This is a genomic window from Mycoplana dimorpha (assembly GCF_003046475.1).
Classification (GTDB): domain Bacteria; phylum Pseudomonadota; class Alphaproteobacteria; order Rhizobiales; family Rhizobiaceae; genus Mycoplana; species Mycoplana dimorpha.
Genome location: NZ_PZZZ01000002.1, coordinates 642525 through 661688 on the forward strand (window position 1 = coordinate 642525; position 19164 = coordinate 661688).

13 protein-coding genes are annotated in these 19164 nt (G+C 65.1%); 8 read left to right on the top strand and 5 right to left on the bottom strand.

Features of this window, described 5'->3' with window-relative positions; all coding sequences use genetic code 11:
• Window positions 1–146 precede the first annotated feature (146 nt).
• The gene (locus C7449_RS06690) at window positions 147–1328 is read left to right on the top strand and encodes a BaiN/RdsA family NAD(P)/FAD-dependent oxidoreductase (RefSeq protein WP_108001985.1); all 1182 of its coding nucleotides are present in this window, start codon (window positions 147–149) and stop codon (window positions 1326–1328) included.
• Between the two features lie 213 nt (window positions 1329–1541).
• Window positions 1542–1685: a hypothetical protein gene (locus C7449_RS21735; protein WP_170115812.1), complete on the top strand. Its 144-nt coding sequence runs from the start codon at window positions 1542–1544 to the stop codon at window positions 1683–1685.
• A gap of 80 nt (window positions 1686–1765) precedes the next feature.
• On the opposite strand, the gene C7449_RS06695 is transcribed toward C7449_RS21735, so the two are convergent.
• Window positions 1766–2005, bottom strand: coding sequence for an SMc00767 family acetate metabolism repressor (locus C7449_RS06695; protein ID WP_108001986.1), 240 nt, complete (start codon window positions 2003–2005; stop codon window positions 1766–1768).
• A gap of 210 nt (window positions 2006–2215) precedes the next feature.
• Window positions 2216–3505, bottom strand: coding sequence for an isocitrate lyase (gene aceA, locus C7449_RS06700; protein ID WP_108001987.1), 1290 nt, complete (start codon window positions 3503–3505; stop codon window positions 2216–2218).
• A gap of 241 nt (window positions 3506–3746) precedes the next feature.
• Between aceA and C7449_RS06705 the strand changes: the two genes are divergently transcribed.
• The 5 genes from C7449_RS06705 to C7449_RS06725 all read left to right on the top strand — a co-directional run bounded on the left by C7449_RS06705 (window position 3747) and on the right by C7449_RS06725 (window position 9374).
• Entirely contained in the window at window positions 3747–5162 is a 1416-nt protein-coding gene (locus C7449_RS06705; RefSeq protein ID WP_108001988.1) for a helix-turn-helix domain-containing protein, read from the top strand.
• A 163-nt stretch (window positions 5163–5325) separates the two neighbouring features.
• Window positions 5326–6426: a polyamine ABC transporter substrate-binding protein gene (locus C7449_RS06710; protein WP_108001989.1), complete on the top strand. Its 1101-nt coding sequence runs from the start codon at window positions 5326–5328 to the stop codon at window positions 6424–6426.
• Window positions 6427–6498: 72 nt separating this feature from the next.
• Window positions 6499–7638, top strand: coding sequence for an ABC transporter ATP-binding protein (locus C7449_RS06715; RefSeq protein WP_108001990.1), 1140 nt, complete (start codon window positions 6499–6501; stop codon window positions 7636–7638).
• 4 nt (window positions 7639–7642) lie between these two features.
• On the top strand, window positions 7643–8554 hold the full coding sequence (locus tag C7449_RS06720; protein ID WP_108001991.1) for an ABC transporter permease subunit: 912 nt from the start codon (window positions 7643–7645) through the stop codon (window positions 8552–8554).
• Window position 8555: 1 nt separating this feature from the next.
• On the top strand, window positions 8556–9374 hold the full coding sequence (locus C7449_RS06725) for an ABC transporter permease (protein WP_108001992.1): 819 nt from the start codon (window positions 8556–8558) through the stop codon (window positions 9372–9374).
• Window positions 9375–9426: 52 nt separating this feature from the next.
• Here C7449_RS06725 and C7449_RS06730 read toward each other — a convergent pair whose 3' ends face one another.
• On the bottom strand, window positions 9427–11172 hold the full coding sequence (locus tag C7449_RS06730; RefSeq protein ID WP_170115813.1) for an AsmA family protein: 1746 nt from the start codon (window positions 11170–11172) through the stop codon (window positions 9427–9429).
• 237 nt (window positions 11173–11409) lie between these two features.
• On the opposite strand from C7449_RS06730, the gene C7449_RS06735 reads away from it, so the two are divergent.
• On the top strand, window positions 11410–13344 hold the full coding sequence (locus C7449_RS06735) for an acetoacetate--CoA ligase (RefSeq protein ID WP_108001994.1): 1935 nt from the start codon (window positions 11410–11412) through the stop codon (window positions 13342–13344).
• A 260-nt stretch (window positions 13345–13604) separates the two neighbouring features.
• Here the strand turns inward: C7449_RS06735 and C7449_RS06740 are convergent, their stop codons facing one another.
• On the bottom strand, window positions 13605–15272 hold the full coding sequence (locus C7449_RS06740; RefSeq protein WP_108002091.1) for an ABC transporter permease: 1668 nt from the start codon (window positions 15270–15272) through the stop codon (window positions 13605–13607).
• Between the two features lie 161 nt (window positions 15273–15433).
• A complete protein-coding gene (locus C7449_RS06745) occupies window positions 15434–19000 on the bottom strand; it encodes an ATP-binding protein (RefSeq protein ID WP_108001995.1) in 3567 nt (1188 codons plus the stop codon).
• Between the last annotated feature and the right edge of the window lie 164 nt (window positions 19001–19164).

A 19164-nucleotide genomic window follows, 5' to 3' on the forward strand; every position in this document is an offset into this window, starting at 1 on the left:
GCGGGACTTTGGGCCTTGGCTAGGGGGGCAAAAACCTGAAAATCGGGCCTATATCGGCTGCCCGCCGATCGTCGCACGGCCGCGCGAGACGATTGACTTTCGCGGCCCGGCGCCGGAAAGGAGGGGCGAAACGAGGACGGTGCGGCGTGGCGGACGAAAGGGACGTGGTCATCATCGGTGCCGGCGCTGCCGGCATGATGTGCGCGATCGAGGCGGGCAGGCGCGGTCGCCGGGTGCTGGTGATCGACCACGCCAGGGCACCGGGCGAGAAGATCCGCATCTCCGGCGGCGGCCGCTGCAACTTCACCAACATCCATGCCGGCCCGAAGAACTTCCTTTCGAAGAACCCGCATTTCTGCAAATCGGCGCTGGCCCGCTACACACCCCGCGACTTTCTCGCCCTTGTCGAGCGCCACGGCATCGCCTGGCACGAGAAGACGCTCGGCCAGCTGTTTTGCGACGGCTCGGCGAAGGAAATCATCGCCATGCTGCTGAAGGAGATGCGCGAGGCGGGCGCCGAGTTGCGGCTCTCGACGGACGTCTCCTCCGTCGAGCGGACGGGGACGGGCTTCCGGATCGCCACCAGCGATGGTCCCGTGCAGGCTCGGTCGCTGGTGATCGCGACGGGCGGGAAGTCGATCCCGAAGATGGGCGCGACCGGCTTCGCCTACCGGATCGCCGAGCAGTTCGGTCTGCGCATCGTCGAGACCCGGCCGGCGCTGGTGCCGCTGACGCTCGATCCCCAATCGCTTGCCGAGCATGACGGCCTGCCCGGTGTTTCGGTCGAGGTGGTGGCCAGCCACGGCAAGACGGAGTTCCGCGAGGCCATGCTGTTCACCCATCGCGGCCTGAGCGGCCCGGTGATCCTGCAGATTTCCTCGTTCTGGCGCGAGGGCGAGGAGATCGTCCTGCATCTGCAGCCTGATCTGGACGTGGTCGGGATGCTGGCATCAGCTCGAAGGACGAATGGCCGGCAGGCGGTGCAGACGGTGCTGGCCGAGCACATGCCGCGCAAGCTGGTGCAATTGCTGGTCGGCCGGGCCGGTGTCGAGGGCACGCTCGCCGAACTGTCCGGGCGCAAGGTCGAGGCGCTTGTCGAATGCCTTCGCCGCTGGCGCATCCGGCCAGCCGGGTCGGAGGGCTACCGTACGGCCGAAGTCACGCTCGGCGGCGTCGACACGGACGACCTTGATTCCCGCAGCATGGCGGCAAAGTTCGTTCCGGGCCTCTACTTCGTCGGCGAGGCCGTCGATGTCACCGGCTGGCTGGGCGGCTATAACTTCCAGTGGGCCTGGGCCTCGGGCTTTGCCGCCGGCCAGGTCGCCTGAGCGGCTACGACGCCATCGTCCAAGCGAAAGCGGGCGTGACGACGGGTGGATTTACCCTTCGTTAGGAGTTGCGGGCCGATCCTGTTTCGGAGCCGGCGTTCCCGGCGCCAGTATCGACCGGGCGACCCGTCGGAACAGCGCGTGGGAACAGCATGACGTGGGCCGGCTGGCCGGATCACCCGGGTGCCCGTATCTCGTAAACGGAGTCTCGCCATGCCCGCCCAACATCGCCGTCCCGCCGCCCGCGCGATCGCCATTGCCGCCGTCGAGGAAAGCCAGCGCCGCGCGCTCGGGCTGGCCTCCGGCACTCTTCTTGCCGCACTGCTTCTGGCCATCTTGGCGGCCGGCCTGCTCTAAAGGCCTCAAGGCGGCGACGCGGACAGACACCCGATCGGTTGTCTCGGCCGGGTGCCGATTCTTGCCGCGGCAGCCAGATATCAGGCCCTTCCCTGTGTCACGATCACCGGAACCAAAAGATCGCCCCAGTTGCCGTCGCCGCCGTGGTGACGGGCGGAGCGGACGAGTTCCACCGATACGCCTGCCTCGACTGCCTTGATCACGGCCTGGTTCAGGCGGTGAAGGTCGTTCGCCATGATGCGGATCGCCGCTTGCTGGTCGGGCGTCATGGCGCTGGTTTGTTCCTCGGCGCGCTCCTTTACGCGAGTCTGGACAGTCATGGCATTTCTCCTCTTTTGCTCGGGGTTCTTGAACTCTGCTTGCCGTTGTCCCCTCATCCGCCCGCCGGCCCCTTGTCTCCCCGCAGACAGGGAGAGGGGGCGTTGGCCGCGGCCGTATTCACACGCGCGACGTCGACGTTAGGGGCGCGGCCCTCTCCCCGTTGGGGGGAGGGCAAGGTTTGGGAGTGTCGGGCCTCAACGGGCCTGCCGTTACTCGGCCGCCGGCCGGAACTGGTCATGCTCGGTCGATTCCTTCATGGCGGTGGTCGACGACTGGCCGCCGGTGATCGCCATGGAGACGGCGTCGAAGTAGCCGGTGCCGACCTCGCGCTGGTGCTTCGTTGCCGTGTAGCCATGGACCTCGGCGGCGAACTCGGCTTCCTGCAGCTCCGAATAGGCGGCCATCTGGCGGTCCTTGTAGCCGCGGGCGAGCTCGAACATGCCGAAGTTCAGCTGGTGGAAGCCGGCGAGCGTGATGAACTGGAACTTGTAGCCCATCGCCCCCAGTTCGCGCTGGAACTTGGCGATCGTTGCGTCGTCGAGGTTCTTCTTCCAGTTGAACGAGGGCGAGCAGTTGTAGGCGAGCAGCTTGCCGGGATGCGCCTTGTGCACGCCTTCGGCGAACCGGCGCGCCTGCTCCAGGTCCGGCTTCGACGTCTCGCACCAGATCAGATCGCAGTGCGGCGCATAGGCGACGGCGCGGGCGATGCACGGCTCGAGCCCGTTCCTGACCTGATAGAAGCCTTCAACCGTGCGGCCGGCGTCATAGTCGACGAATGGCTGGTCGCGCTCGTCAATGTCGGAGGTCAGGAGCTTGGCGGCCTCCGCATCGGTGCGGGCGATGACGAGCGTCGGCGTGCCCATGACGTCGGCGGCAAGCCGGGCGGCGTTGAGGTTGCGGATGTGCGCCGCCGTCGGGATCAGCACCTTGCCGCCGAGATGGCCGCACTTCTTCTCCGAGGCCAGTTGGTCCTCGTAGTGCACGCCGGCAGCGCCGGCCTCGATGAAGGCCTTCATGATCTCGAAGGCGTTGAGCGGACCGCCGAAGCCGGCCTCCGCGTCGGCGACGATCGGGGCGAACCAGGTGTCGACCGACAGGCCCTTGCCTTCGGCGGTCTCGATCTGGTCGGCGCGCTGGAGGGTGCGGTTGATGCGCCGGGCGAGTTCCGGCGCGGCATTGGCCGGATAGAGCGACTGGTCGGGATACATCGCCGAGGCGGTGTTGGCGTCGGCGGCGACCTGCCAACCCGAAAGGTAGATCGCCTTCAGGCCGGCGCGCACCATCTGCATGGCCTGATTGCCGGACAGCGCGCCGAGCGCGTTGACGAAATCCTCCTCGTGGATCAATTGCCACAGCCGGTTGGCGCCGTTTTCCGCCAGCGTATGCCTGATCTGGACCGAGCCGCGCAGGCGCTTCACGTCCTCGGCCGTATAGGGCCGCGTGATGCCGTCGAAACGGCCTTGCGGTGCGCTCGGAACGAGATTGTAAAATTCGGTCATCAGGCTGTCCTCCATTCGGAATGTGCTGCGCGTGGCATCCCGGGTTTGGGTGCCACGGCCGGTGCAAGTGCTGTTGGAATATTTACAGTGCACTGCACAAATGCGCGAGCGCCTTTCCCAAGGCGCGCCCGGTAAACGGGTTAAGTTGTGGTGAGATTGACAAGGTTGGAGAGTTGAATTGTAAATAATGTAAAAATTCCAAGTCCCGAAATTGCGGGCGGAGATGTAAAAGGATGTCACAATGGCTGAGAACAAGATCTTTGCCGGGCCGAAGGTGCGCCGCGTCCGCAACACGCTCGGGCTCACCCAGACGGCAATGGCCGAGGCGCTTTCGATCTCGCCGTCCTACCTGAACCTGATCGAGCGCAACCAGCGGCCGCTGACGGTTCAACTGCTGTTGCGACTGGCCTCCGTCTTCAAGGTCGATCTGGAGGATCTGCAGGGGGAGACGAGCGGCAGCGTCCGGCAGTTGCGTGAGGTTTTTGCAGATCCGCTGCTTGCGGGGGAGTTGCCCGGCGACCTGGAACTGGTCGAGGTCGCCGACGCCGCTCCGAACGTGGCGAGCGGCATCCTCAAGCTCTACCGCGCCTATCGCGAGCAGGCCTCTCGTCTTTCGGATCTGGCCGACCTCCTGTCGCGTGAGGGCCATGCAACCTCGCTGGCCGAGGCGCGGCTGCCGATGGACGAGGTGCGCGAGAAATTCGAGCGGCGGCCCAACTATTTCGACGGGATCGACGTCGCCGCCGAGCGCTTCCATCAGGCGCTGGCACCCGGCGATGACCTGGCGGGGTCGCTGAAGGCCTGGCTGAAGCGGGAGCATGGCGTCGTGGTACGTCTCCTCCCGGTCCATGCGATGCCAGCCCTGCGCCGCCGCTTCGACCGGCATTCCATGCGCCTGTTTCTATCCGAGCGGCTGTCGCTGCACGACCAGTTGCGCGAAATCGCCATGGAGGCGGTGCAGATCGCCCTGGGGGAGGAGATTATGGCGGACCTCGAGCGGCTGGCCCTGTCCGGAAACGAGGCGCGGCGGATCGCCCGCTTCGAACTGGCGCGCTACGCCGCCCATGCGTTGATGATGCCCTATGAGGCTTTTTTCACGGCGGCGCAGCGGGCCCGCTTCGACATCGATGTTCTGCGCGCGCGCTTTGCGGTCTCCTACGAACAGGCGGCCAGCCGTCTGACAATGCTGCAGCGCCCCGGGCGCGCGTCCGTTCCGTTCTTCCTGCTGGAGGTCGACAATGCCGGCAACCGCATGCGTCGGGCCGGGGCGCAGGGATTTCCGCAGGCGCGCTTCGGCGGCCAGTGCCCGAAGCTCAACATTCATGCGGCCTTCGCGCAGCCGGGGCAGGTTCTCGTCGACCTTGTCGAGATGGCGGACGGAGCGGCCTTCCTCACCGTATCGAGAACGCTCGAGGGACCGCAGGCGGCCTTCGACGAGCGGGTGCGTCGCACGGCGCTTCTGGTCGGCTGTGACGCTGCTTTGGCTGCCGAAACGGTCTATGGCGAAAGCGTCGGCCGTCATGGCCCTGTCCTGGCGGGAACCGCCTGCCGGCTGTGCGAGCGGCAAGGATGTCTCGCCCGTGCCGAGCCGCCCGTGACGCGCCCGCTGGGCTTGGACGAAATGGTGGCCGGTCTCAGCCTTTTCGACTTCCAGTGAGTTTCTGCTTGCTTTCCGGTTCGAAAGCGATTTGAAATATGATAGCAAAGATGAAAATGTGATAACAAAGCGACAATACTTCACATGAGAATGAAGCTTGTGGCGCGTCGAAAAACAACGATAATCGGGAACCGACGCAGCTTAGGAACTGGGAGCCATATTCATGAAAAGACGTAATCTTTTGGCGACTGCCGCCATCGCCGTCCTGATCGGCGCCGCCGGCGTTCCGGCGTTCGCGCAAGAACGGGTTGTCAACGTCTACAACTGGTCCGATTACATCGACGAGTCGATCCTTGCGGACTTTACCAAGGAGACCGGAATCAAGGTCGTCTATGACGTCTTCGATTCCAACGAGACGGTTGAAACGAAGCTCCTGGCCGGCGGTTCCGGCTACGACGTCGTCGTGCCGACCGGCAACTTCCTGCAGCGGCAGATCCAGGCCGGCGTTTTCCAGAAGCTCGACAAGTCCAAGCTGCCCAACCTCTCCAACATGTGGGACGAGATCTCACAGCGCGTCGCCGTGTATGACCCTGGCAACGAGTATGCCGTGGACTACATGTGGGGCACGACCGGCATCGGCTACAACGTGAAGAAGGCCAAGGAGATCCTCGGCACGGATGCGGCGCCGGGTTGGGACGCGCTCTTCAATCCGGAGATCGCCGCCAAGTTCAAGGATTGCGGCATCTACATGCTGGATACGGCCGACGAGGCGATCCCCGCCGCTCTCAACTATCTGGGCCTCGATCCGAACTCCAAGGACACCGCCGACCTGGAAAAGGCCGGTGAACTCTTGACCTCGGTGCGGCCGTTCGTCCGGAAGTTCCACTCGTCCGAGTACATCAACGCCCTCGCCAACGGCGACATCTGCCTGGCGCTCGGCTGGTCGGGCGACGTCCTGCAGGCGCGTGACCGGGCCGCGGAGGCTGGCGCCGGTGTCGAGGTGAATTACTCGATTCCGGATGGCGGAGCCCTGATGTGGTTCGACATGATGGCGATCCCCTCCGATGCGCCGCATGTCGAGGAAGCGCACGCCTTCATCAACTACATCATGAAGCCCGAAGTCGCGGCCAAGGCCACGAACTACGTCTTCTACGCCAACGGCAACAAGGCTTCGCAGGCCTTCGTCGACAAGGCGATCCTCGATGACCCGGCGATCTACCCGCCGAAGGAGACGATGGAGAAGCTCTACACGAAGGTGCCCTACGACCCGAAGACGCAGCGGGTGGTCACCCGCATCTGGACCAAGGTCGTCACCGGCCAGTAAGCCCAGGAAATGCAGATTGCCCGGAAAACCCTTCCGGGCAATTTGCCGTCTGCGCATCATCGGGGATCGTTCATGAAATCACTCGGCAATATCCGTCGCTCCTTCACGCCCTGGGCCGACCCACAGTCCAAGCCGTACATATCCTTCAAGAACGTCACCAAGAAGTTCGGCGATTTCACCGCGGTCGACGACCTGACGCTCAACATCTACCACCGCGAGTTCTTCGCTCTTCTCGGGGCATCGGGCTGTGGCAAGTCGACGCTGTTGCGCATGCTTGCCGGCTTCGAGCGGCCGACCTCCGGAGAGATCATCCTCGATGGCCAGGACATCGCCGGCATCCCGCCCTACAAGCGGCCGGTCAACATGATGTTCCAGTCCTATGCGCTGTTCCCGCACATGACGGTGGAGCGCAACATCGCCTTCGGGCTGCGGCAGGACGGCATGCCGAAGGCGCAGATCTCCGAGCGCGTCGCGCAGATGCTGAAGCTCGTCAAGCTCGAGCAGTTTGCCCAGCGCAAGCCGCAGCAGCTGTCGGGCGGCCAGCGCCAGCGCGTGGCGCTCGCCCGCTCGCTGGCCAAGCGGCCAAAGGTGTTGCTGCTCGACGAGCCGCTCGGCGCACTCGACAAGAAGCTGCGCGAGGAAACGCAGTTCGAACTGATGGACCTGCAGCAGCAACTGGGCCTCACCTTCGTGGTCGTCACGCACGATCAGGAGGAAGCGATGACCATGGCCGACCGCATCGCCGTGATGAGCCACGGCAAGGTCGTCCAGGTCGCCACGCCCGCAGAGATCTACGAAGCGCCGAACTCGCGCTTCGTCGCCGACTTCATCGGGGACGTGAATATCCTCGAAGGCAAGGTCAAGTCCGCCGATAACGGCCGCGTCGAGATCGCCAGCGACGATTTCACCGTTCGTACGCTGAGCGATGCCCGGCAGTCGGCAGGCTCGAGTGCTGCATTTGCCATCCGTCCGGAGAAGCTGAGGATCAGCCGGACCGCGCCAGCCGATCCGAGCGTCAACGCCTCGCAGGGCGAGATCTGGGATATCGGCTATCTCGGCGACATGACCGTGCTGCACGTCCGGCTGCCGAGCGGCAAGGTGGTCAAGACCTCGATGCTGAACGCCCAGCGCGAAGTGGAGAATCCGATCGGCTACGACGAGAAGGTCTGGGTCTCCTTTGCCGAGACCGCCGGCGTCGTGCTGAGGGATTGAGACGATGACCAAGCTCGGCTCCGCCATCTTCCGCCGCCTGGTCATCATCGTTCCCTATGCCTGGCTGCTGTTCTTCTTCCTGATCCCGTTCGTGATTGTCTTCCGCATTTCGCTGTCGACCACGGCGATCGCCCAGCCGCCCTATGTGCCGGTATTCTCGCTTGCGGACGGTCTCGCCGGCACGATGGAGAAGATCCGGCAGTTGAGCTTCGACAACTTCACCTGGCTCGCCGAGGATGCGCTCTACTACACCGCCTATCTCTCCAGCCTGAAGATCGCCACGGTTTCGACGCTGCTGACGCTGCTGATCGCCTATCCGATCGCCTACGGCATGGCGCAGGCGCCGCGCACCCTGCGCCCGACGCTGTTGATGCTGGTGATCCTGCCGTTCTGGACGAGCTTCCTGATCCGCGTCTATTCCTGGATCGCGATCCTGAAACCGGAAGGGCTGCTCAACCAGTTCCTGCTGGCGATCGGCGTGATCCACGAGCCGCTGATCATTCTCAACACCAATTGGGCCATCTATATCGGCATCGTCTACTCCTATCTGCCCTTCATGGTGCTGCCGATCTATTCGGCGCTTGAGAAGATGGACCACTCGCTGATCGAGGCTGCCCAGGATCTCGGCTGCCCGCCGATTACCGCGTTCTGGAAGGTCACCTTCCCGCTGTCGGTGCCGGGCGTGATCGCGGGCTGCATGCTCGTCTTCATCCCGGCGGTCGGCGAATTCGTCATCCCCGACCTGCTGGGCGGGTCGCAGACGCTGATGATCGGCAAGACGCTGTGGACGGAGTTCAATTCCAACCGCGACTGGCCCGTCTCGGCGGCGGTTGCGACGGTGCTGCTGCTGATCCTGGTCGTGCCGATCGTCTTCTTCCAGAACATCCAGGCGAAAGCCGACGAGCAGGGGAAATAGCATGCCAAGCTGGTCACGGTTCAACATCGCCTCGATCGTGCTGGGCTTTGCCTTCCTGTACCTGCCGATCGTCCTGTTGGTGATCTTCTCGTTCAACGAGTCCAAGCTCGTTACCGTCTGGGCCGGCTTCTCTACAAAGTGGTACGTGGCGCTGTTCCATAACCAGGGGCTTCTCGATGCCGCCTGGGTGACCATCCGCGTCAGCCTTATCTCCGCGACCGTCGCGACCGTGCTCGGCACCATGGCGGCACTCGCCCTGGTACGCTACACCCGGTTTCGCGGGCGGCTTCTGTTTTCCGGCATGGTTTACGCCCCGCTGGTCATGCCGGAGGTCATCACCGGCCTGTCGTTGCTGCTGCTGTTCGTTGCGATCGGCTTCGATCGTGGTTTCTGGACGCTTACGCTCGCGCACATCACCTTCACGATGTGCTTCGTGGCCGTCGTCGTACAGTCCCGCCTGCTGTCGTTCGACCGTTCGATCGAGGAGGCGGCGCTCGATCTGGGGGCGACGCCCTTGCGGACCTTCTTCGAGGTAACCCTGCCGATCATCGCCCCGGCCGTCTTCTCGGGTTGGGTGCTCGCCTTTACCCTGTCGCTCGACGACCTGGTGATATCGAGCTTCACCACCGGACCCGGTGCCACGACGCTTCCGATGAAGATCTACAGTCAGGTCCGTCTCGGCGTGACCCCCGAGATCAACGCGGTCTGCACCATCCTGATTGCCTTCGTCACGATCGGCGTTGTCGTCGCCTCCGTCACGACCAAACGGCGTGAGGTGCAGCGCCAGCGCGACGAGCAGGCGGCGTTCGCCGGCAGGTAAGGGGCCGCCAAAGGCTCCCAGCAGAGATTCCCGACCGGTACGGCTGCCGCGCTCAGTCGGCGGGAAGTTCAGCCAACGGTTTCAGAGGCGAGATGACCAGTTCGGCCCAGGGGCCGCCGAGGAGGAAGTTGACCCTGGGGCTCACCACCGACGTGTCCGCTCCCTGGCGATCCTGGATCGAGCCGGCCATCGCCACGCTGCCGCCCCGATAGGGGATCATGCCGGAGACGGTGAGCGTCTTCTCCGTTCCCTCGAAGGTTGCCCTGGAGAGCTCCGCCAGGCCATGGTCCAGCCGGCCCTCGAGCGTCGCGGCCGTGAACTCGAAGCTGCCGCCAGCGGCCTGCTTCATGCCGAAGGGGGCGTTGCCATGGGCCAGTTGCTCAAAGGCGGTGTGGTCGAACCCTGGAATTGCCCCATGGTCAAAATGTAGGGCGAACATGCCGGTGAGGTCGGCCCCGTCCAGCGCTCGCCACGGGTTATCGGTGAAAAGCTCGACGTGCGCCGAGCCCCGCCCGTTCGGTAGCGGACCTGATATCGCCAACTGGCCGGCGAGCGCGCCGAGATCGACGTCGTTCAGCGAAAGCTGCAGTTCGCCGCCCGACTTCGGGTGTCCCTGGTTGAGCGCCAGCCGGCCGCTGACCCTGCCGCCCAGCAGGGCGGCGTCGCCGATATCCAGCGAGGCCCGGCCGTCGTTGGCACGGACACCGGCTGCAAAATCGGACAGGACCAGCGGTTCTATCAAGGCTTCTTCGGAAGACAGGCGCAGATCGAGATCGATGCCGCCGAAGGCGGTCGGTGGAAGCGAGCCGTCATCCTGCGTGGGCGGCGCGAGGACTTCCAGCAACGATAGTAGGTCGACCCGGTCGAAGGCCAAGGTGCCGCCGACCTTGGGCGCGCGTCTCGGGGGCAGGCTGAGATCGAGGATTCCCTTCGCCGTCGAACCCTGAATGCTGAGGGTCAGGCGGTCGAGCCGGGCGGTGTAGCCGTTGGCAGTCATCGTGCCTTCGACGGTCATTGCGTCCCGTTCACTTGCCTGCCCCCAGTTCACACCGCGCCAGGCGAGGAATTGGCCGAGCGAAGGTGTTGCAATCCTGACGCGACCGGTGGCGAAGACACCCTTCGAGAGGTTGGCGGTGCCGTCGAAATCGATGCCGAGGAAATCGGAGTTGAGCGAGGTATGGACCGCCCCGGTGCCGCCTTGAAGTAAGGCCAGCGGCTCGTCGGCGCTCAGGCGCCAGTTCATGACCTTGCCCCCGACCACGCCCAGGAGGGACAGCTTCAGGCCGGAGGACGCCTCCGGCCAGTCGATCTTCCCCTCGATTTTCGTGATGCGGAAATGCTCGTTCCGCGGCATGTCGTCGACGACGATCGTACCGTCGCGAACGATCATGGTGGCGGGCTTGGGAACCGACTGGGCAGATGTCTCTTCGGCCTTGCCGCCGTCTTGCCAGTTCGACCTGCCTTCGGCATCGCGGCGAACATGGAACACCGGCCGCACGAACTCGACCTCTCCGAGGTCAGGCCCGCCGAACAGGGAACCGATGATGCTGAACCGCACAGAGATATGCTCGGCGGTCAGCAGGTCGGCCCCCTCGTTTTCCGTCAGCTTCGGGTTGCGCAACCGAGCATTGTCAAACCCCACCCGCGGGTTCGGCCAGAACGCGAAGCTGGGTGCGCCGGAAAAACTCAACTGCGCATCAGTCCAGCCCGACAGCCGCGCTTCGATCTCGCTTTGGACACGCTCCGACGAGATGAGATAAGGGCCGGCAAGGCGGAGTACCAGTGCCAGTCCGGCCATCGCCAGGAACAGCCGCAGCAGGTTACCCGGGCGGAGTAGATTGTAAGAGCTCATTTGCCTCGACGGTCGGTTGTCCGCGGGCGTGTTTGGCGCCCTGCTCAGGGGATAGGCTTTCAGGAAGAAGAAATCAAATGAGGGGCAGTGAAAAATGCCGGTTATGCAAGCCCTCGCGGCGCTGTGCCGACTTCATACTGCGCCGCAACATGCTATACAGGCGGGATTGGAGTGGAGGAGCATATGAATCAGGAAAGACCGCTTTGGGAGCCGTCGCGCGACGTGCTGGAAAAGAGCCCGATGGCTCTGTTCATGAAGGCCTGTGGGTTCCACGGCTATGAGGATTTCCATGCCTGGTCGGTCGAGGATCGCGCCTCGTTCTGGTCGGCCGTCTGGGACGACTGCCGGGTGGTCGGCGATCGCGGCGGGCGCGCTCTCGTCGATGGTGATCGGATGCTTGAAGCGCGCTTCTTTCCCGACGCGACGCTGAATTTCGCGGAGAACCTGCTGCAAAGGACCGGCAGCGACGATGCTCTGATCTTCCGGGGCGAGGACAAGCTTTCTTACCGCTGGAGCTGGGATGATCTGCATGCCCAGGTGTCGCGCCTGCAGCAGGCGTTTGCCGCCATGGGCATCGGCGTCGGCGACCGCGTCGCCGCGATGATGCCCAACATGCCGGAGACGATCGCATGCATGCTCGCCGCAGCCTCGCTCGGCGCGATCTGGTCATCCTGCTCCCCCGATTTCGGCGAGCAGGGCGTGCTGGACCGCTTCGGGCAGATCGAGCCGAAGCTCTTCATCGCCTGCGACGGTTACTGGTATAACGGCAAGCGCCAGGACGTCGGCGCCAAGGTCCAGGCAGTGGCGCAGGAACTCGGCGTGCCGGTGCTCGTAATCCCCTATGCCGGCGATGCCGTTGCCACCGCCGCTTCGATTGAAAACGGCATCACCCTATCCGACTTCGTCGCGCCCTACAGTGCCGTGGCCGTAACCTTCCGCCACCTGCCGTTCGGCCACCCGCTCTATATCCTATTTTCCTCCGGCACGACGGGTGTGCCCAAATGCATCGTCCATTCGGTCGGCGGCACCCTGCTGCAGCACCTCAAGGAGCACCGCTACCACTGCGGCCTGCACGAAGGGGAGCGGCTCTTCTACTTCACCACCTGCGGCTGGATGATGTGGAACTGGCTGGCTTCCGGGCTCGCCGTCGGCGCCACGCTCTGCCTCTATGACGGCTCGCCGTTTCACCCGGATGGAAACGTGCTGTTCGACTATGCCGCCGACGAAGGCTTTTCGGTTTTCGGGACCTCGGCCAAGTACATCGATGCGGTCCGGAAGGGCGGCCTGACGCCGCGCACCAGCCATGATCTGTCGAAGCTCCGCCTGATGACCTCGACCGGCTCGCCTCTCTCGCCGGAAGGCTTCAGCTTCGTGTACGAAGGCATCAAGCCGGATGTTCAACTCGCCTCCATTTCCGGCGGCACGGACATCGTCTCCTGCTTCGTGCTCGGCGTGCCGTTGAAGCCTGTCTGGCGCGGCGAAATCCAGGGGCCGGGGCTCGGCCTCGCCGTCGACGTCTGGAACGAGGATGGACAGCCGGTCCGGCGCGAAAAAGGCGAGCTCGTGTGCACCAAGGCCTTCCCGTCCATGCCGGTCATGTTCTGGAACGATCCGGATGGGGCGAAGTACCGGGCGGCCTATTTCGAGCGCTTCGACAATGTGTGGTGCCACGGCGATTTCGCGGAATGGACGGAACATGGTGGTATCATCATCCATGGGCGCTCGGATGCGACGCTGAACCCGGGCGGAGTCCGCATCGGTACGGCCGAGATCTACAATCAGGTCGAGCAGATGGAGGAGGTGCTCGAGGCGCTGTGCATCGGCCAGGATTGGGACGACGACGTGCGTGTGGTCCTCTTCGTGCGGCTTGCGCCCGGTGTGGTGCTCGACGAAAACCTGGAAAAGGCCATCAGGACGCGCATCCGCAGCGGCGCGTCGCCGCGCCACGTGCCGGCCAGGATCGTGGCTGTCGCCGACATCCCTCGGACGAAATCCGGCAAGATCGTCGAGCTGGCGGTGCGCGAGGTGGTCCACGGCCGGCCCGTCAAGAACAAGGAGGCGCTTGCCAACCCGGAGGCCCTGGAACTCTTCGCCGACCTGGCGGCACTTAAGAGTTGAGGTTGCCGATCCGTCCTGCCTGTTAACGGTTTCAAGCCGCCCGGATTAACCAACTTCAACGAGAAGTGAATGGTGCGGCGGCTTGAAAATCGCCTGGGTAAGGAATTGTTAAGCCGCGCAAGGCCATCGTCAATCCGACTTGAGCACGTCCAATGTGAGGACGGTCCGGCGGCTCGACCGCCTCATGGCATGAGGTCTAACCTGACGCTTTAGTTGGACAGCATTGAATTGTTGCGGGCGGCCGAAAGGCCGCCCTTTTTTTATCGGCTGCCGCTGGTATCGTTCAGCGAGCGCGACACGAGGAACACCGGCACGAGCCCGGCCACGACGATGATGATCGAGGCCACCGACGCATCCTCGACCTTCGCCCGCGAGGCGTCTTCATAGACGAGCGTCGCCAGCGTGTTGAAGTTGAACGGGCGCAGCATGATCGTCGCCGACAGCTCCTTCATGGACTCGATGAAGACCAGGAGCGCCGCCGTCAACGTCGCCGGCCGCATCATCGGCAGCAGCACCGTCCGCAGCGTCTGTCCGCTCGTCCGCCCCAGAGTGCGGGAGGCCATGTCAAGGTGTGGCGAGAGCTTGTGGAAGCCGGCTTCGATCGTACCCTCGGCCATTGTGAGGAAACGCACCGTGCAGGCGTAGACGATGGCAAAACCGCTGCCGGTGAGCAGCAGGCCGGTCGACATCCCGGTCCAATCGCGCGCGACCGCGTCGATGCCGTTGTCTAAGCGGGCGAGGGGGATCAGTACGCCCATCGCCAGCACCGTCCCCGGTACGCCGTAACCCAGGGAAGCAAGGCGGCCTGCCACCATCGTGATCGGCGAGCGCGCGCTCCGCGCCGCATAGGCGAGCAGGAAGGCGAGCAGGACTGCGGCGCATGCAGTCGTGAACGAGATCAGGATACTGTGCCAGAAGGCCGACAGCAGCCGCAGCGACACGAACTGGTCCAGCCGCCGGAGCGCGTAGGAACCGAGCACGAGCACGGGAATGGCAAAGCCGAGCAGCGGCGGCACCATGCACGCGACCATCGCCGCCCAGCGTTTCCAGCCCCTCAGGTCGAGCCGGATCGAGTCAGCAACCGCTGCCGTCGTCTTGCTGCTTGCAAAGCGCTGGCGGCGGCGGGCGGCTCGTTCGACGAGAAGCAGCACCACGACGAAGACGAGCATGACGCAGGCGATCTGCGCGGCGCCGGCGAGGCTGCCGCGGTTGAGCCAGGTGTCGAAGATCGAGAAGGTGAGCGTCTGAACGCCCAGGTACTCGACGGCGCCGATATCGTTCAGGGTCTCCATGGCCACCAGAGTCAGGCCGACCATGATCGCCGGCCGCGCCATCGGGATCTGCACCTTGGCGAACACAGAAAGCGGGCTGGCCCCCAGCGTGCGGGCGACGTCGGCGGCGGCGCGTCCCTGCATCAGGAACATCGCCCGTGCCGCCAGGTAGATATAGGGATAGAGCACGCTCGACAGCACCAGCACGGCGCCGCCGGTCGTGCGGATGTCCGGAAACCAGTATTCCCGGCGCATGGTAAAGCCGAATGCGGCCCGCAAGATGGTCTGCACCGGGCCGGTGTAGTCCAGGAATTCGCCGAACGCATAGGCGGAGAGATAGGACGGGATCGCCAGCGGCAGGACCAGGACCACGGACAGCAGGCGGCGAAGCGGAAATTCACAACTCGCCGTCAGCCATGCCGTGGTTACGCCCACGATCGCCGTTGCGGCGCCAACGCCGGCCAGCAAGAGCAAGGTGCGCAACGTGGCGCGCGGCAGGACGTTGCTGACCAGATGCGGCCAATCGGCACCCGACCCACCGGCCGCAATCAGGACGATGGCGATGATCGGCATGAGCACGATCAGCGAGGTGAAGAGCGCCGTGCCGACGAGCGTGCGATGCGCATTAGCGCCCGGCCTGCTTTTGTTCTTTGCCATGGCGATGCGGGAAAATACCTGCAACGACGTTTCCTCGTGTCCGCAGTGCCGCAAGGGCGGTACGTCTGCCTTGCCGGCTGTTTTCTGCTGGCGGGCAGCGCGGGTCCAGGCGTCCTGAGGCAGTGCGGCTGCCCGCGCCGCACTGCAGTAGCGCAATTGCCTCAGACTGCCAACACGCGCGGCGACGGAAAGGTGACTTCCACGAGGGTGCCTTGGTTCGGGCTGGAACTGATGGCGAAGCTGGCGCGGTTCGCGTCGACCATCGCCTTGGTCAGCGGCAGGCCGAGCCCGGTGCCGTCACCACGCTTGCGCGCTCCCGTCGTCACCTGCCGGAAGGGCTTCATCGCCTGCTCCAGTTCACTGCGCGTCATGCCGACGCCGGTGTCGCGGATGCGCAGCACGACGCTGCCATTGGGCTCGTAGGCGGTCGACACGACGATCTGGCCGCCGGACGGCGTGAAGCGGATCGCATTCGTCAGGATGTTGAGGGCGATCTGCTTGATCGAGCGCAGGTCGGCCACGACCGGCGGCACGGCTGTCGAAAGCGAGGTGCGGATGATCACCCGCTGGCTGTTGGCATGCGGCTGCACCAGCGCCACTGCTTCAGAGACCGTCTCGTTCAGCCCGACCGCGGTGAAGTCGAGCTCCATCTCGCCGGCCTCGATCTTGGAGATGTCCAGGAGGTCGTTGACGATGTCGAGGACGTGCCGGCCGGAGCGGCCGATGTCGTTGGCATATTCGACATAGCGGGGATGGCCGATCGGGCCGAAGCGTTCGCTCGCCATCATGTCGGAAAAGCCGATGATCGCATTCAGCGGCGTACGGATCTCGTGGCTGACGCGGGCGAGGAAATCGCTCTTGTGGGCATTGGCCGTCTCGGCCGCCCGCTTGGCATTACGCAGTTCCTCCTCGGTGCGCTTCCATTGCGTGATGTCGCGGATGACGGCGCAGTAGCCGCTCGAGGACGACAGCCGGCCCATCGTCATGAACAGCGGAATGAAACCTCCCGATGCCTCGCGGCCGATCACCTCGCGCCCGTCGTTGAGCACGCTCGCAACGCCGTGGCCGGACAGTCCCGCCAGGTAATCGAGCACGGCCTTCTGGCTTTCGTGTGCGAAGAGCAGCGCGAACGGCCTGCCGCGGATATCGTCCTCGTCATAGTTGAAGAGCGCGCTGGCGGAGCGGTTGATCGAGCGGATCTCGCCGTCGTGACCGACGATGACGACACCGTCCGTCGCCGTCTCCAGGATCGAGCGCAGTTCGATGGCCTCGTTGCGCAGCGTCTCGGCCTCCTGCTCGTGCGGGAGGGAGGCGGCCGCCGCCGACATCTCCGGCGCCGGTGCGTCTGCCACGCTTGCCCCGGTCGGCGACAGCGCCAGCATCAGCGCCGAGCCGCTCTCCCAGCGCACCGACTGCAGCCGCGCCCTCACCGGTACCACGGTGACGCCGTCGGCATGGCGAAGCAGCATCGTGCCCGGGTGCTCCCGGTCATCCGCCTCCGGCCGGTCGAGCAGGGCCTCGAGGCCTCCGGCGCGCTCCAGTTCCGACAGCGAATTGAAGCCGGTGAGGTCCAGGAACTCCGGATTGGCATGGATCAGCCGGTCGCCCGCGTGAATCAGCAATGCCACCGGCAGCGCATCGACGACCGCTGCGGTGAGGCCGTACTCCATCGAAACGCGCGGCGCCACGATCGGCGCCGTTCGGGTCGGAATGTCGTCGGCGTGGTCGCCGATCTCGAGGCCCGGGCTCTCCTCGCGCGCATCGGCAGGAGCGGTGTGGCCTGCCTCGGCCGGGGCATGTGGACCGGTGCCGTCTTCGCCGGCGCGTTTCACTTCCGCAGCAAAGTCTGATGCCGCAGCTTTGTGAGCTTCTGGCGGCGCCGCGGCCGGCGGCCCGGGCTCGGCGTCGCTCGCGGCATGCGTATCCTCGGGCCGGCGCTTGCCGAAGGTCTTGCCGAGGTGCCGGGCGATCTCTCGGAATGCAGCCTGCTCGCCGGTGGTCAGGGCACTTGGCCTGCCGCGCCGGTCGTCGAGCTGGACGATCTTGTCCGATGCGCGCCGGTCGGGCTCAACCAGCCGCAATGCCGGCCGTTCGCCGCGGAACTCGTCGTCGCTTTCGTCGGCAGCGTTATCGGCGTCCGGCAGGCTGCCTGCCGGGGAATCGGATGGTGCTGCCGTTTCTTCTTCCTGCTCGCCGGCAAGGAGCGCATCGAGTACCGACGGCGCAGGCGGCGGCGTCTGCGCGGGGTCCTCCGCGCCGGCAGCCGGCAAGGCCGGCGCTTCGGCCGTCGCGGTCTCGCCGGCTGTGGCTTCGTCCGCCTGTTCGGTCGCCGCGGCCAAGCCGCCGAGCTTCAGCCCTCGCGCATCCGGATCCTCGACCACGTCGGCGACGCGGACTATTCCGAAACCGCGGAAGCCGTCGAACTCGCGGTTGCGCGAGTAGGTGGGAAGGGCGGCGAGATCGACAGGGACGGCCAGGCTGGTCCCCTCGACCGGCCAGAGGATCGTCTTGCCCGACCAGGTATCACGACGGCGCAGCAGGTTTGCGATGACACCATCGGCGTCGAAATCGAAGCGGTGGGCGACCTCGACGAAAGGCATTCCGATTACGGCGGCGGAGTGCGGCCCGACCACCCGGGCGAACTCATCCGAGACTTCGCTGAACACGCCTTCGGCGTCGATCTTCCAGACGAACCGGACCGGACGGGTAGCGGGATTGAAGACGAACCGGCTGTCGTCACCCGTGGATGCCGACACCGCCGGTGCAGGCTCGAGCGGTGTTCTCGCTTCGCTTTCTGTTGCGGCCGGCGGATTGTCGCCACTCTTGCCGGCGTCGGTTCCGGCCGCGTCATCGGCACTGGCGGGAAGCGCCTGCCTGTGCTGGTCTTCGCCCGGCTCCTCCTGTGCGATCGCTTTGCTCATCTCTTGCGGCAGCGCAGCGACTGGCGCAGCGGTCTGAACGGCAACTGGTGCCGCACTCGCCTCCGGAACTGCGCCGGAAGGGGCCGATTGTGCGGCCGGGGCAGTGGCGGTCGCGGTTGGCTCCTGTTCGGCGTCCATGTGGCCAAGGATGGTCTCCACGGCGAGCAGCAGGTTGAGGGGCGGCTCGGCCGAAATCCGGCCGAGGGCCGCCGGCAGCAGGCCCTTGCCCGTCGGTACCGGCCGCTTCACGAGCCCGTCGCGCTCGCGCTGCGCCGCCTCAACCATCCGCCGCCTTGCCTCCTGGCTGATGCCAAGTCCGGTGAAGCCGGCCGAGGCCGCAATGATGCCGCCCTCACCGTCGAGCACCGCCATGTGGGTGTCGGGGTCGTCGAAGCCGTCGAGAAGCGATGCGGCCCGTTCGGCCGCGGGTTCGTCCTTGGCTGCAATTGCAGTGCAGAACAGGATCGCGTCTTCGTCCGGGGCAAGCGTGATACGCTCGACATGGACGGTCATCGGCTGGCCGCGGAAATTCGGGCCGATGCGCAGCAGCAGGTTCCGCCCGATACCTTTGTGGGGGATCTGGCGCGCTGCGGCCGCGAGCTGGCGGAACACGACGTCGCCCGGCGTCGGCGCCTCCAGGAAGTCATAGATCGAGGCATGCCCGAACAGTGCCGCGCCGCGTCCGTTCGCCCACAGCACGTCGCGCATGTCCGTCGAAAACAGCACGACGGCATCGCCGCGCGCAAACGGCAGCCGCACCCGCTCATGGACGGCAACGTCTATAAAGGGGTACTGATGAGCGGACATCGGCAGCCTGTTATGGTTTCCGGGCGGCCACTGCCGCACGCTTAACGCTTTATTAATAGCGGTGCGATGCCGGCCGGTCCAGTTTCGGCCTGCTTTCCCTCCCACGGTTTCGGCCGGAAAGGTTAACGTTGTGCATCGCACAAACATGTTGCAATGCACAATAA